This is a genomic window from Nonomuraea sp. B19D2 (assembly GCF_040137845.1).
Classification (GTDB): domain Bacteria; phylum Actinomycetota; class Actinomycetes; order Streptosporangiales; family Streptosporangiaceae; genus Nonomuraea.
Map to the genome: position 1 here is coordinate 87937 of NZ_JBEFAK010000012.1, position 13243 is coordinate 101179.

A 13243-nucleotide genomic window follows, 5' to 3' on the forward strand; every position below is an offset into this window, starting at 1 on the left:
GCGCAACTGATCTTGTGAGGCGAGTGTGGCAGTCGATCCCCTCCGCGCCGGTGATCCCCCAGTGGTGGGGGAGTTCCGCATCGTGGGCCGCCTCGGGCAGGGCGGGCAGGGCGTCGTCTACCTGGCCGAGTCGCCTGAGAGCGGGCAGGCCGCCGTCAAGGTGATGACCGGCGGGATCGACAGGGCCTTCGCGCGCGAGCTCGCCGCCGCCCGGATGGTGGACGAGTTCTGCACCGCCCGGGTTCTCGTCGCCGACCTGGACCACGATCCGCCGTACGTGGCCAGCGAGTACATCGACGGCCCCGCCCTGTCGGCGGCGGGGCCGGTGCGCGGGGCCGCGCTGATCCGGCTGGCCATCGGCACCGTCACCGCCCTGGCCGCGATCCACCGGGCCGGGGTGGTGCACAGGGACTTCAAGCCCGGCAACGTGCTGCTGGGGCCGGACGGGCCGCGGGTGATCGACTTCGGCATCTCCCGGCTGGTGGACGCCACGGTGACGAAGGGCTCGGCGTCGGGGACGCCGCCGTACATGTCGCCCGAGCAGCTCTCGGAGTCCTCGGTGGGGCCCGCGTCGGACATGTTCGCCTGGGGCTCGACGATGACGTTCGCGGCCACGGGGCGGCCGCCGTTCGGCCGGGACACGTTTCCGGCGGTGGCGTACCGGATCTTGCACGGCGAGCCGGATCTCGGGGACCTGGCGGAGCCGCTGCGCGGGATCGTGCGGCGCTGCCTCGCCAAGGACGCCGCCCAGCGACCCAGCGCCCGTACGGTGCTCCTGGAGCTCCTGGGCGAGTCCGCCACCGCTCCGGCCACTGCGCCGGAGTCCACCACCGCGCCGCCCCCCGACCGCACCACCGCACCCGGTTCGATCACCGCGCCGTCCCCCGACCGCACCACCGGAACCGGCTCGACAGCGGCGCGGCCCTCTGCCGGCGCCTCCACCCCGAGGTCCATTGCCGCGCCGTCCCCTGCCGGTGCCTCCGCACCCGGGTCCGCTGTCGCGCCGCCCCCTGCGGGCGCCTCCGCAGCAGGCGTCCGCGAGTCGGATGCCGCCGGGCGGGGTGCGGCGGAGCGTGGGCGGATGGGACGGCGGGCCGTACTGCTGGGACTGGGCGCGGTCGCCGTCGCGGCGGCCACGACGGGCGGCGTGGTGTGGTGGCGCGAGGCGCGGCCCCAGTCGTCGGGCCGCGGCGCGTCACCGGCCACCGGAGCGAGCGGCGCGACGAGCTCAACGACGCCGGCGGCGGTCAGCCCGCCGCCTGCCGTCGGGCAGGAGCTCGCGATCGCCATGGAGAGCGCGATCTCGGTACGGCCGATGGCGGACATGACGTTCGAAGGCGGGCTGACGCAGAGCAACTTCCATGCCACGGGCCACGGCCGGACCCGCTTCCGGCCCGAGGCGGGATTCAGCGCGGGAAGTTGCGACTTCGCCATGAAGGTCACCGGCCCGGACGTGGGCTCCATCGACGTGGTCGTCCTGTCGGCGGACGGCGCCGACGGCCTGTACATCAACGGCAAGCACCTGGCGGAAGACGCCGAACACGACGCCCGGGGCTACATCGACATGATCACCATCATGTCCGGCCTCGGCGTGATCCTCGATCTCGTCGGGCACACGCCGCAAGTCAGCGGAGCCGGTCGCCGGTACTCCGGCGGCCTGGACGCGGGCTCCGCGCCGCAGCCCATCAAGGAGCGGCTGGCGGAACCCGCGAACTGGACGCTGAGCCGGCTCAAGGGGACCCGGATCAGCTGGAACATCGAGCTCGACACCGCGAACCGGCCCAAGAGCTTCACCCTGTCCTGGCGGGTGCCGGTCGGTGGTGAGGAGCTCGCCTCCACCTACGCCACGATGTTCGACAGGTGGCGGCAGGGGGACATCAAGGCCCCGGCGTAGGACAGGCGCTCAGCCCCCGGCTCTACCTCCCCCCGCCGCTTCGGGGTGTTGCCGCCGTCACGGTCCCGGCGTCAGTACGACTTCTGGGTCTGCACGTTGAAGTCGTCCATCTTGACCCCCTTGGCCGGGTCGGTGAGCGGGTCGTCGATCTCCAGGACGTCCAGGCCCTTGAGGATGTCGCTCGAGTAGATGTACCCGTTGTAGTAGTACGCCGACCACGAGCCCGCGATGTGGCCGCTGCCCGGGACCGGGCCGCGTTCGAAGTAGCCGATCTCCTTCGGGTGGGCGGAGTCGGTGAAGTCCCAGATCGACACCCCGCCCTGGTACCACGACTGCACCATGATGTCCTTGCCCGGCACCGGGATCAGCGAGCCGTTGTGGGCCACGCAGTTCTCCTGCTCCTGCTGCTCCCTGGGGATCTTGAAGTAGCCGCGCCGCTCCAGCTTGCCGTTCACGATGTCGTACACGGCGTCCGCGCCCTTCGTGGCCGGTGTGTTGCGGTCGCACGTGGCCTGACCGCCGCCGCCCAGCTCGTCGCTGAAGACGACCTTCGTGGCGTCGTTGTTGAACGTCGCCGAGTGCCAGATCTGGAAGTTCTCCGTGTCGGTGATCTGCTGGAGCACCTTCGGCTTGACCGGGTCGGAGATGTCGAGCAGCACGCCGTCGCCGAAGCAGGCGGCCGCGGCCAGCTTCTTCTCGGGGTACGCGGTGATGTCGTGGCAGCCGGAGGCGAGATCGGAGTGCTGGCGCTCGGGGAAGATATCCGGCTTCGCCACGATTTTTGCGGACTGGGGCGACTTTGTTGGGATTTCTACGATCTGGATGAGTTCGTGGGGCGGCGGGCAGGTCTTCGACTCGGGCTCTGGGCCGGGCGAGGAGACGTACACGTACAGCTTCTCCCCATCCGGGACCATCGTGTGCGTGTGCGAGCCGCAGTCGGTCCTGACCGCGCTGACGTACTTGGGACTCTGCTTGTCGCTGATGTCGAAGATCCGCAGGCCCTCCCACTCGCGGCCGCCGTCGCCGGAGCCGCATCGCTCGTCGGCCTGCGGCTCGTCGATCGACAGGATGAGCAGGTCGCCGTACACGCTGACGTCGTTCTGCTGCGCCGGGCAGGCCACCTGGCTCACGATCCGGGGCTTGGCCGGGTCGCTGATGTCGTAGATCGCGAACCCGCCGAAGTTGCCCACGTACGCGTAGTCGCCCTGGAACGCCAGGTCGGTGTTGAAGTCATCCTCGCCGTTCAGCGGGGCCTTCCTCGGCATGTTCGCGACGAGCTTGACGTTGCCGCTCGTCATCACGTCACCGGTGGCCGTCGCCGAGGACGAGGATGCCGTGGGTGGAGCGCTGGTCTCCTGCGTCGAGGTGGCGGGCGTCGGCGCCCCGGCCGCCTGCTGGCCCGCCGCGCACGCAGAGGTCACCAGCAGCACCGTACACAGCAACGCTCCGCGCAATTTGGCAGAGATCAACGCACATCCCCTTTGTCTCTCGTAGCTCACTATGGAAGCTATGCCAGGAGATTCGCGGCCGCGTACGGTCTTCATCACAGTTATGACCACACTTGCCCTCGCCGCCTGCTCCGAGCAGCCCAGCGGACCCTCACCGGTGGGGACGGAGGCGCCCGTCATCGTGCCGGGAAGTCCAGGCGCGCCGGGCCGCACCGCGACCCCGGGGGAGCGCCTCGGGCAGACGCCGGCGGCGACGGTGGCCTCGGACGTGCGCTTCGCGGAGGCCATGATCCCGCATCACCGCCAGGCCCTGGAGATGACCTCTCTGGTGAACGACCGCACGACCACGGCCTCCATCCGCTCGTTCGCCCGTCAGATCACGGCCGCCCAGACCCCGGAGATCAAGGCCATGACCGGGTGGCTGGCCGAGCTCGGCCGCTCCGCTCCCGCCGCCCACACGCACGCGCAGGCGACGGCGTACGGCATGGCGACGCAGGAGGAGCTGAACGCCCTGCGCGCGGCCAAGGAGACGGTCTTCGACCGCATGTTCCTGCAACTGATGACCAGGCACCACGAGGGCGCGGTGAAGATGGCGGGGGAGGAGCTGGCGACCGGCCGGGACCGGCGCATGCGGCTGCTGGCGAAGGACGTGTACTCGGGTCAGAGCATCGAGATCGCGCGCATGCGGAAGGTCTTGGAGACGCTGCCCGCCTAGATCCCTAGGACGGCCAGAGCATGTTGGTCAGCTCGGCGTCCAGGTCCATGTAGTCGGTTTCGCGTCCCGCCGGGACCTTCTCGTACGTGCGATGGAGGAACTCGGTGAGCGGCGCCAGCGGCACTTCGAAGAGCGCCTGCCCGAAAGGGGACGTGAGGCTGATATGGAGCGTTCGCTCGCCGTCGGCCCGCGCGGGCCACACCTGCACGTCGCCGTCGCCGACACGCCTCACGATGCCCACGGTCAGCAACTCGCGGGCAAAGATCCACTCGACCGGTTCGTCGTTCCCTACGTGGAAGGCCATGCGGATGGCGTACGGATCGTCGGCTGTGTAACTCAGTCCGGCGAGCAGGGGGACGGTAGTACGGTCGGGGACCACAAGCCGAAGGCCAAGCTCGGCGGAGACGGTGGTGCTGTTCATCGTCAGCCAAACCTTTTCGTCGTAGGTCCCCTCTTCGGGGCTTTCACTGCTCTGACGGACTTCGTCCTGAGCTATGACGCGGAACGAAGAAACCCGTAGGAAAGATTCCGCTCCGAGGGCCTTCTGTAACGCACATCACAGCTGGACATTTAGGCATCTACCAGGCTAAACGGCATCAATCGGGTCGTATTTACAAGGGTTTTGCGTCTTGCGGAGCCTGTCCCGGCGCGCCGACCATGAACGTTTCTCGCCAAAAGATCACGGCCGATGCCAACCGGAACACGTCGATGGTATGCCACCGACCCGCCGTGCCGATGGGCAACCGCCGCGTTTCACCCGAATCCTTCCCCTCCGCCCTCGTCATGGCCCCCGGCAACCCGCCCGAACCGCCCCTCCAGCCGCCGCCCAACCGCTTCGCTTCGCCAGCAGGTGCCAGAGTGCGGTATGGTTTTCCCCGTCGGCACCGCAAAGGAGCCGGCAGGGCGGGCGATTAGCTCAGCGGGAGAGCGCTTCGTTCACACCGAAGAGGTCACTGGTTCGATCCCAGTATCGCCCACAGGAAAGATCGCTGGTGAGAGGCTCGCTGCTCGTCATGAGTAGCGGGCTTTTCTCATGTCTGAGAGTCGATGGGAGCCAATCGGGGAGCCATCTCACTCGGACTCAACCCGTCGGCTTGTCGCCGAAGATGGTGTTCATCGTGTGGGCGCCCTTGGTGATCACCGGCCTGAGTTGGTGCCGGTAGACCGCTTCCGTGACGCTGGTGCCCGCGTGCCCGACGAGATCGGCGATGATCTCGATGGGGACGCCCTGGTCACTCATGATGGAGACGAACGAGTGACGTAGCTCGTGGGGTGTCCAGTTGGTTCCGATCCCCGCATCTTTGGTGATCTGATGACCTCGCCGCTGTGGGGCATCCGTACCGTCAGCGTGCTGGTGGGGTGGCGTCCGAGAGTCAGCCGGTCTGATCACCGGATCGGACCAATCGGCGTTCCCAGGCCAGTGCCGCGACCACACCGATTGCATAGGCGACCAGGTCCCATGGGTCGGGGAACGCGCCGACCAGGACACCGCCGATGCCCGGCGGGGTCATGCCGACTATTTGGTAGAACTCGACGGCGGCGGCGATCGCGGCCGTGGCCACGGTGCGGCGTACGGCGGTGGTGGGCCACAGCAGCCCCAAGAACGCGTAGACGAGCATGGTGGCGACGACGTCGCTCACGTAACCGCGGATGAACGGTTGTCCCGGGCCCCGGTAGAAGAGGACAAACGTGCCGACGGCGAGGGCGACGCCACCCAGAAGGACCATGGCGCGGCGCATGAGATTGACATCTTCTCCGAATCTCAACGATCAGGACGAACTGATCATAGAGCTCGTCCCTTATGGCGGCATGCTGATCGCGCAGAGTCAGCGACCGCAGTGGAGTGCTATGGCGACGGCATGCCAGCACGCTGGAACGTAGTGACGATTCATCCGGAATGAGGCCCGACCAGATAAAACGGGGGGTTGCGGTGCGCTCAGCGCCGCCTCGATGACCGCGCCATGGCCGATCCAGCCAGGCCTCGCGCCGCTTGATCCCATTGCCGATGGCCCTCATCCCGCATCCTCATCCAGCCACCGCCCCGCTCCTCGGCTCTCTGCTTCATCAGAAACCACGCCAACCGGGTCCGCAGCGCGAACACCTCGACGAGCCGGGAACGGTCGACGCCTGACATCCCGTAGGCGTCGGTCAGGATCCGGCAGCGGCGCGGCACGTCCATCTCCCGCAACAGCGGGTCGGTGTCGACGGGGTCGCACAGCGGTGGCCAGTACATCATCGCGTTGGCCACCTCATCCACCCCGGCATTCGGCTTGGCGATGTCGAGGCCGACCAGCGCGGCCGCCTTACCGTCCCAAAACACGATGTTGTCCGGCGTGCATGTGTCCGACCAATTCCGCCGGGTAGGTTCCACCTCGCTCGGTCGAAAGCATCCTGACCTATCCGCCCACCCAGACGCCGCATGGAAATCTCAAGGCCACCAGCTTGGATCATGCTGGCCGCCCACCTGGAGAAATTCCTAACCGTGCACACCGCCCTTCAGGTCCGGCTCACCCTCACGTGCATGGGGAGGACGCCGTCGAGGGAAGGGCCCGGCTCTTCTTCTACGGCTCACCCCACGTGCGTGGGGGTGAGCCGGTGGGCAAGGGCGGCATCATCGGGACGATCGCGTCCTCCCCACGCACCTGGGGGTGAGCCGCTCATCACCGGCCTGCTGTCCGGCACCCCGAAGTCCTCTCCACGTACGTGGGTGAGCCGGTGCCCGCTACCATCGCAACAGCCCGCCGGCGTCCTCTCCACGCCCGTGGGGGTGGGCCGGGCCAGTCTCTGACCAGCCCGCGCCGCAGGAGTCCTTCCCACACAAGTGAGGATGAGCGAGAACGTGGTCGATCCCTTGATCGAGCAGGAGCGAGGCGTATGAGTGCTGCAGATCGTGCAACCTGATTCGGTCGGCAGCGTCCTGAGGGAAATGCCGTCATTGCCGCCGAGAACGTACTTCTCGATCTTGTCGGTCATATGTTCCTCTGCCGCCTCCGGGAGGAGCCACGGGAGCCAATATTGGGAGCCACCGCCTTGCGGCTCCCTCAGACTTCCCGCGCCCTCCCCGGAGGGTTCTGCAAGGTGAGAGGCACCCGATCGACTCGCATCGACATCCTCAGACTCCCCAGTGTTCCTTCACGCCGAAGAGGTCACTGGTTCGATCCCAGTATCGCCCACCAAGGTCAAGGGCCACATCCCAACAAGGGGAGTGGCCCTTTTGATCTTCCAAGTGACTAACCGGGTGACTGTCCTGCTCCATGGTCGTTACCTGGGAAAATCCGGTGGCCGATCAGCCGAGCGATGTTCTCGATCGGGACGCCGTCTGCTGACAGCAACGAGACGAAGCTGTGCCGCATCTCCCGCGGCGTCCAGTCGGTGCCGACCAGACCGGCTCGGGTGATCACTCGTCGGAACTCCCGACGGACGTTGCCTGCGCTCATCTTGGTGCCGTTTCGGGTGGCGAACACCACATGGGCCTGGTCGTCCTGGCTGGGCGCGATCCCCCGGGTGTTCAGGTGGTCCCAGAAGGCGATCAGAGTGTGGTGAACACAGCAGTGGGGGAGCTGGAGCGTACGGCGCGACTGAGGGTCTTGGTGTCCCCGCTGGCGCGGACCGACCACCACACGTACACGGCGAAGTCGTCATGGTCCCAACCGGCCTCGGTCACCGGCCGCCACCCCTGGAGCTCTTTGTCGTAGGCGACGACGTGCGACCAGGCGAGCTCACGCAGCTCCTCCGTTCGGGCGCCTGTGAGTAGTGACAGCGCCACGTACGCCCACTGCCACGGCTTCGTGTGCTCGGCGGCGTTGAGTACCGCTTCAGCCTGCGTGAGTGTCAGGGATGTGGGATGACGGTACCGCAGGCTATTGCGACCAGGCATGTTGAGGGCCTCAGTAGAGCCAAGCGGTTAGGGCAGGTCGTAGACCGTGACCGCGATACCGCGCTCGGTCAGCTGCTTGAGGATAAGCGGTTCGATCCGCTCCCAAGAGCCGCCCGCGAGACCAGCGCCGATCCGAGGCATGTGGACACTCGCGTGAAGGCTCAGCGTTTCGTCGCCCAGAGTGGACAGGCAACGGTCCAGGGCGTCGTAGCGGATAGGCGGGCCGTCCTCGGTGGGCCGGATGCCGTGCTGGCCGATCATGTTCGCGACCCATAGCTGGGGCTCGACCTGCACCAGCCTGATTGCCCCCAGCTGGAAGTCGTTACCAGAGCGGTGCCAGGCTCGGTAGTCGGCTTCCGGCTGTGGCCAGCGCCGGGAGAGAGCAAGGACGAAACCCTTGCCCCAGCCGCCGATGTCGTTGCACACGTGGCAGATGACCTTTGGTCTCTGGCCGTGGGGATGGGTCGCGTCACCGGTCACATAAGAGATCACGGTGTGGAAGGTACGCCAGAGCCCCGACATTCATGTCCCGCGCGATCATCAGTAGAAAACGTTCTGCGGATGCCGAGCAGCGCAAAACGGTCACGTCATGACGCCGCAGTGCATTGTCAGTGAGCAGCTCATCGGGGGTCCCGTACCGGCTCAACGCCGCGGCGAGGGCCAGGCAGACGGCCCGGCCGGTGGGGCGGGGATGACCTGCGCCAAGCCGTGGCGCGCACCCGGTGCACCGTCGCCCGGGACGGTACCGGCCCGGGGCAGTTCCGGCGGGTCAGCTCCCAGACCAGCCGGCGGGCGCCCCAGCGAGGGTGGTTACGCCGCAGCTCGCAGATCCGCACCTCCACCTCGGCCGGTGTCCGGGTCGGTGACGTCCGGGGGCGGGACGAACGGTCCGACAGCCCGGCCAGGCCCTGATCGCGATAGCGGCAAGGACGCGTCCACGCCGCCCATTGGTGGATCTAGACGGCGAGACCTACCTCGGAGCCATCGACCTTCGACACTGTCTGAACGCCTTTCTGCTGGAAGGCGGTGGACGCATCGGTTACAGCATTCGGCCTTCTTTCAGAAGACAAGGACTGGCCGCGTGGGCGCTGGGAGCGGTTGTACTCAAGGCGCCGGCGCTCGGTCTGGACCGAGTCCTTCCCACCTGTGACGATGGCGATGTCGGTTCGGCGCGCACCATCGAAAGCAACGGCGGTGTCCTGGAAGATGTGCGCAGCACTGAAATCGGGGTCAAGTGCCGCTACTGGATTGCTCTCGATGACGCTGGTCACAGCCATTCATTGATGGCAGCGACGAGGACGGTCGTCGCGTAGCGGACGGCGAGTTTGTTTTATCTCGTGGCCACGGCCCGATGCCTTTTGAGGCGGTTGATGCCGCACTCGACCGCGTGGCGCTCACGGTAGTCGGTCTTGTCAAGCTTCGGGGGCGCCCTCCGCTGGAACCACGGTTCTTACGGTTGCGGACGTGGTCCGCCTTGTCCGGGATGTTGCGGCGAATGCCTCGACGGCGCAGCTATCCACGGTTCTTGCGGGAGGCGTACGCCTTGTCGGCGCGCACACGGTTGGGTCGCGTGCGCGGTGCCAACGTCGGAAAACGTCATAGGCCCGGTCCCGCGGCCCAGATCGTTCCGGCAGATCCCGCCACGGCGCCCCGGTCCGGGGCCGCCACCGTATCCCACCGGCCAGCGGCCCCTCGCCACAGCCGCCCATCCCGGCATGGGTGGCAAAGGCGTCCGCCTGCTCCGGGATCGCCTGCTGACACGCGAAAGGCTCTGCCCTGGCCGCGAACCAGAAGCAGAGCCCGTCTCGTCAAGGCGCCATTGGATGAGTTCCTCGGCGGTGGGCTGCCCCCCCGCCGAGGGGCGCCGGTCCAGTCAGATGTTGTGTGAGAAGTCCCCGCCGAAACCGGCGATGAAGACGTGGCTGTCGATCTGACCGGCGGTGAAGAACATCGAGATCCCACACCCCCAGTTGATGCCGTCGCGGCCTACCGGAAAGACGTTGTCCCCGCTCAGGCCGTGCGCGTGATCACCTTCGATCTTGAGACCCTCCCTGACCAGGATGCGGTTCGGGCCGTCCCACACATGCACAGCGAGGAGTGCGCTGGTCTCTCGCGCGTCGAAGAGGATCAGCACCCTGTCCAGGGTGGCCCGGCGGTCTTCGACGATGACCGGGGTGGGAATGGCCAGGTGGATCCAGTCGCCGCCGTTCGCCGGAAGCGAGAAGGTTACGCCGAATCCCTGACGCAGTGCGCTCGTGCTGGGGTTCTCGGCTACGGCCGTGAATCCGTGCTGCCATGACGCGTACAACTTCGACATCGTCGTACTCCTTGCGGTTTGGTTGGCTGTGGATTTTCGTGGTTGCGCGAGAGTCGACCCTGTTTGGCAGCTTTATTTCGCATGCCGGCTTGTTTCTTGAGGGTTTGGGCTCCCTGGTCACCCCACGATAAAACGCCTTGAGGAAAGCTTGGCATCCCTAAAGTTGGGGATATTCATCTCGCTATAATTTCGGGGAAAATATATTTCTACCGAACGAAGTGTGAAAAAGCTTGCGATGCGTGCCAAAGGGTTGCATGTCCATCGATTGTGGATGGATGCCCTGCAAGCCGCAGCCATTTGGGCTGTTCGCCCTGTGGATTTAGCTTGTCAATTAAGTGCGCCACCGGCGAGGAAGGTGAGGTCGTTGCGCAGGAGATGAAGATCTGGCCCTTCGGCGTTGCCCCTGCAGAAACCGCCTCAAGGCCGAGTGGGCTGGAGGTCGTCGTGGTGAGCGTCTGGGAAAGGCCCACGTGATACGTCACCCGTGACGATGAGCGAGATCATGGTCGATCCCTTGATCGAGCAGGGTGAGGCGCATGAGCGCCGCAGATCTCTGCCGCCTCGGGAGGGCGGCGGGAGCATCCTGCCCGCCTACGCCTTCGCGCGGCTGCGCTCACGGATGCGCGGTGTGGCCTTCGCGCTGATGCTGGGCACGATGATGATCCCCGCGCAGGTGGTCATCGTGCCGAGGTTCCTCCTGTTCTCCCAGCTGGATCTGGTGGACACCTTCTGGCCGCTGTTCCTGCCCAACTTCTTCGGCACCGCGCTGTACATCTTCCTGCTCAGGCAGTTCTTCACCACGATCCCGCAGGAACTGGTGGAGGCGGCGCGCATCGACGGCGCGGGGGAACTGCGGATCCTCTGGCGGATCATGATCCCGCTGTCCAAGCCGGCGATCGCGACCGTGACGCCAGTACGCCGACGACTGTGCGCCACGAACGCTGATGGAGGTTGTGATGTAGAAGATCGCGAACTTCGGATGCGGTGCTGTGCTGGTGATGGAGGTAGGTCCTCCGGGATCGCCCATGCAGGGGGAGGTCCCAAACCACCGCGAGCTGCTGCGGCTTAAGGGTCGTGGTGGTGAGCGTCGCGGAAAAGGCGCACGAGATGCGTCAGGTGTGAGCCGAGAAGGCGAACGAGAGTGAACCACTGATGAAACGTCGAAAGCGTAGCGGCGTCATCGAAACCGGGGTCCAGTTGTTGCCCCGGGATGAGCCTGGCGGGTGCCTGCTTGCTGGCCAGGTGGTGACCGGCGTCAAGGTGGCGCGAGCTCGGCTTGGGCGCCAGTACGGAACGTGGGAACCTGCCGCCTCAGCGGTGCCGGGCGCGTGTTGGAGTGCCTGGCCGAAGGGAGTACCCCAAGCAGCGGACACTGCAAGGGGCCGAGTACCGGGGCGAGGCGGAGGGACGGACCGGCTCGTAGTAGCGATGAAGCGCCGTAACGGGCGTGGAGCCAAGGGGCCGGGTCGCCCGGAGTCGCTTGGTGGTCAACCGGCTGGTCATCTGATCGGGTCGGGAGGAGCCAGGTGAGCGAACTCAGGCAGCAGGACAAGCCGTTTCAGATCGACAAGTGGAAGGTCTGGGAGGCGTTTCAGAGAGTCAAGGCCAACAAGGGGGCGGCGGGGGTCGATGAGGAGTCGATCGCGCAGTTCGAGGCTGATCGGGACCGGAACTTATACAAGATCTGGAATCGGTTGTCGTCGGGCTCGTACTTCCCGCCGCCGGTGAAGGCGGTGGAGATCCCCAAGCCGGGAGGTAGGGGGGTGCGGGTGCTGGGCGTGCCGACTGTGGCTGACCGGGTGGCCCAGACGGTGGTGCGGATGTATCTGGAGCCGGAGGTCGAGCCGATCTTCCATCCGGATTCGTACGGCTATCGGCCGGGCAAGTCGGCGTTGGATGCGGTCGGGGCGTGCCGGGTGCGGTGCTGGAGGAAGGACTGGGTGATCGATATGGACATCCGGGCCTTCTTCGACACGGTGCCGCACGACCTGGTGCTCAAGGCCGTCGCCCGCCACATCTCCCCGGATCAGCGGTGGATCCTGTTGTATGTCCAGCGGTGGTTGACCGCTCCGATGCAACGGCAGGATGGCACCCTGCTCGCCCGAGATCGTGGGACCCCGCAGGGGTCGGCGATTTCACCTTTGCTGGCAAACCTGTTCATGCATTACGCGTTCGACACCTGGCTCGCCCGGGAATTTCCGGCGCTTGGTTTCGAGCGGTACTGCGATGACGCGGTGGTGCACTGCGGCAGCCGCCGGCAGGCCGAATACGTGCGAGACGCGATTGCAAGGCGTCTGGCGCAGGTCGGGCTGGAGCTGCATCCGGACAAGACCCGCATCGTCTACTGCAAGGACGCCGACCGGACGGACTCGCACGAGCACATCCGGTTCACGTTCCTGGGGTATGAGTTCCGGCCCCGGCTGGCCAAGAACAAGCACGGCAAGCATTTCGTGTCGTTCTTGCCCGCGGTCAGCACGCAGGCGATGAAGGCGATGGGAGCGGTGATCCGCTCCTGGCATCTGTCCCGGCGCAGTGACAAGTCTCTGGACGACCTTGCCCGCATGTTCAACAGCATCGTGCAGGGGTGGATCAACTATTACGGGCGCTTCTACCGGTCCCGGTTGCTCTCCTTCCTCCGGCATCTCAACAAGCTCCTGGTGGGGTGGGCGTGCCGGAAATACAAGCGGCTCAAACGCCGGGAACGGCGCGCGATGGCCTGGCTGGCGGAGATCTCTCGAAGGTCTCCCCGCCTGTTCGCGCACTGGCGACTCGGCGCTCGTCCTGACGGCTGGGCGATGGGAGCCGGATAAGCCGAGAGGTTTAAGTCCGGTTCTGCGAGAGGCCGGGGGTGCGATTCCCCCGGCCTACTCTCCACAACCTCATGATGGCGGTGTCCATGCCGGCCCTGATTCCGGTCATCGTGGTGTTCATGGCGGCGCAGAAGTGCTTCATCAGAGGCATCATGCTCACCGGCACAGCGGGAAGGTAGGAA

At 66.3% G+C, this 13243-nt stretch carries 15 protein-coding genes, 1 tRNA gene and 1 pseudogene; 6 read left to right on the forward strand and 11 right to left on the reverse strand.

Going from position 1 to position 13243, the window contains the following annotated elements; translation table 11 throughout:
- Nucleotides 1-25 precede the first annotated feature (25 nt).
- Nucleotides 26-1894: a serine/threonine-protein kinase gene (locus tag ABN273_RS23050; protein ID WP_349451026.1), complete on the forward strand. Its 1869-nt coding sequence runs from the start codon at nt 26-28 to the stop codon at nt 1892-1894.
- 71 nt (nt 1895-1965) lie between these two features.
- On the opposite strand, the gene ABN273_RS23055 is transcribed toward ABN273_RS23050, so the two are convergent.
- Nucleotides 1966-3321 (reverse strand): LVIVD repeat-containing protein, encoded by a 1356-nt coding sequence (locus ABN273_RS23055; RefSeq protein ID WP_502911118.1) that lies wholly within the window; start codon nt 3319-3321, stop codon nt 1966-1968.
- 124 nt (nt 3322-3445) lie between these two features.
- On the opposite strand from ABN273_RS23055, the gene ABN273_RS23060 reads away from it, so the two are divergent.
- Nucleotides 3446-4057, forward strand: a complete 612-nt coding sequence (locus ABN273_RS23060; protein WP_349451028.1) for a DUF305 domain-containing protein — start codon at nt 3446-3448, stop codon at nt 4055-4057.
- Nucleotides 4058-4061: 4 nt separating this feature from the next.
- Here ABN273_RS23060 and ABN273_RS23065 read toward each other — a convergent pair whose 3' ends face one another.
- The gene (locus ABN273_RS23065; protein WP_103958541.1) at nt 4062-4478 is read right to left on the reverse strand and encodes an SsgA family sporulation/cell division regulator; all 417 of its coding nucleotides are present in this window, start codon (nt 4476-4478) and stop codon (nt 4062-4064) included.
- 484 nt (nt 4479-4962) lie between these two features.
- On the opposite strand from ABN273_RS23065, the gene ABN273_RS23070 reads away from it, so the two are divergent.
- Nucleotides 4963-5034, forward strand: a tRNA-Val gene (locus ABN273_RS23070).
- Nucleotides 5035-5138: 104 nt separating this feature from the next.
- On the opposite strand, the gene ABN273_RS23075 is transcribed toward ABN273_RS23070, so the two are convergent.
- The 7 genes from ABN273_RS23075 to ABN273_RS59550 form a co-directional block, all read right to left on the reverse strand.
- The gene (locus tag ABN273_RS23075) at nt 5139-5501 is read right to left on the reverse strand and encodes a tyrosine-type recombinase/integrase (RefSeq protein ID WP_349451193.1); all 363 of its coding nucleotides are present in this window, start codon (nt 5499-5501) and stop codon (nt 5139-5141) included.
- The gene (locus ABN273_RS23080) at nt 5431-5796 is read right to left on the reverse strand and encodes a DUF2809 domain-containing protein (RefSeq protein WP_349451029.1); all 366 of its coding nucleotides are present in this window, start codon (nt 5794-5796) and stop codon (nt 5431-5433) included. The genes ABN273_RS23075 and ABN273_RS23080 overlap by 71 nt, the downstream gene beginning before the upstream one ends.
- A 197-nt stretch (nt 5797-5993) precedes the next feature.
- Entirely contained in the window at nt 5994-6377 is a 384-nt protein-coding gene (locus tag ABN273_RS23085) for a hypothetical protein (protein ID WP_349451030.1), read from the reverse strand.
- 910 nt (nt 6378-7287) lie between these two features.
- The gene (locus tag ABN273_RS23090; protein ID WP_349451031.1) at nt 7288-7677 is read right to left on the reverse strand and encodes a tyrosine-type recombinase/integrase; all 390 of its coding nucleotides are present in this window, start codon (nt 7675-7677) and stop codon (nt 7288-7290) included.
- Nucleotides 7587-7934: a hypothetical protein gene (locus ABN273_RS23095; protein WP_349451032.1), complete on the reverse strand. Its 348-nt coding sequence runs from the start codon at nt 7932-7934 to the stop codon at nt 7587-7589. Before ABN273_RS23095 ends, ABN273_RS23090 begins: the two co-directional genes overlap by 91 nt.
- A gap of 27 nt (nt 7935-7961) precedes the next feature.
- Nucleotides 7962-8360: a macro domain-containing protein gene (locus ABN273_RS23100; RefSeq protein ID WP_349451033.1), complete on the reverse strand. Its 399-nt coding sequence runs from the start codon at nt 8358-8360 to the stop codon at nt 7962-7964.
- A gap of 194 nt (nt 8361-8554) precedes the next feature.
- Nucleotides 8555-8890 carry a helix-turn-helix domain-containing protein gene (locus tag ABN273_RS59550; protein ID WP_502911119.1) on the reverse strand — a complete coding sequence of 112 codons (336 nt, stop codon included), beginning with the start codon at nt 8888-8890 and terminating at the stop codon, nt 8555-8557.
- On the opposite strand from ABN273_RS59550, the gene ABN273_RS59555 reads away from it, so the two are divergent.
- Nucleotides 8885-9247 carry a GNAT family N-acetyltransferase gene (locus ABN273_RS59555; RefSeq protein ID WP_502911114.1) on the forward strand — a complete coding sequence of 121 codons (363 nt, stop codon included), beginning with the start codon at nt 8885-8887 and terminating at the stop codon, nt 9245-9247. The genes ABN273_RS59550 and ABN273_RS59555 overlap by 6 nt on opposite strands.
- 267 nt (nt 9248-9514) lie before the next feature.
- Here the strand turns inward: ABN273_RS59555 and ABN273_RS59560 are convergent.
- Nucleotides 9515-9610: pseudogene (locus ABN273_RS59560) on the reverse strand (transposase); the annotation flags it as partial.
- A gap of 197 nt (nt 9611-9807) precedes the next feature.
- Nucleotides 9808-10251 carry a DUF6623 family protein gene (locus ABN273_RS23115; RefSeq protein ID WP_349451035.1) on the reverse strand — a complete coding sequence of 148 codons (444 nt, stop codon included), beginning with the start codon at nt 10249-10251 and terminating at the stop codon, nt 9808-9810.
- A gap of 502 nt (nt 10252-10753) precedes the next feature.
- On the opposite strand from ABN273_RS23115, the gene ABN273_RS23120 reads away from it, so the two are divergent.
- Both ABN273_RS23120 and ltrA read left to right on the forward strand, forming a co-directional pair.
- Nucleotides 10754-11320 carry a carbohydrate ABC transporter permease gene (locus ABN273_RS23120; RefSeq protein WP_349451036.1) on the forward strand — a complete coding sequence of 189 codons (567 nt, stop codon included), beginning with the start codon at nt 10754-10756 and terminating at the stop codon, nt 11318-11320.
- A 457-nt stretch (nt 11321-11777) separates the two neighbouring features.
- The gene (ltrA, locus tag ABN273_RS23125) at nt 11778-13061 is read left to right on the forward strand and encodes a group II intron reverse transcriptase/maturase (RefSeq protein WP_349451037.1); all 1284 of its coding nucleotides are present in this window, start codon (nt 11778-11780) and stop codon (nt 13059-13061) included.
- Nucleotides 13062-13243: the final 182 nt, after the last annotated feature.

Excerpts from the sequence above, each read along its gene's own strand:
- ABN273_RS23060 (WP_349451028.1), top strand. The coding sequence starts at position 3,446 with ATGACCACACTTGCCCTCGCCGCCTGCTCCGAGCAGCCCAGCGGACCC.
- ABN273_RS23065 (WP_103958541.1), bottom strand. The coding sequence starts at position 4,478 with ATGAACAGCACCACCGTCTCCGCCGAGCTTGGCCTTCGGCTTGTGGTC.
- ABN273_RS23075 (WP_349451193.1), bottom strand. The coding sequence starts at position 5,501 with ATGCAATCGGTGTGGTCGCGGCACTGGCCTGGGAACGCCGATTGGTCC.
- ABN273_RS23080 (WP_349451029.1), bottom strand. The coding sequence starts at position 5,796 with ATGCGCCGCGCCATGGTCCTTCTGGGTGGCGTCGCCCTCGCCGTCGGC.
- ABN273_RS23095 (WP_349451032.1), bottom strand. The coding sequence starts at position 7,934 with ATGCCTGGTCGCAATAGCCTGCGGTACCGTCATCCCACATCCCTGACA.
- ABN273_RS23115 (WP_349451035.1), bottom strand. The coding sequence starts at position 10,251 with ATGTCGAAGTTGTACGCGTCATGGCAGCACGGATTCACGGCCGTAGCC.
- ABN273_RS23120 (WP_349451036.1), top strand. The coding sequence starts at position 10,754 with ATGGTCGATCCCTTGATCGAGCAGGGTGAGGCGCATGAGCGCCGCAGA.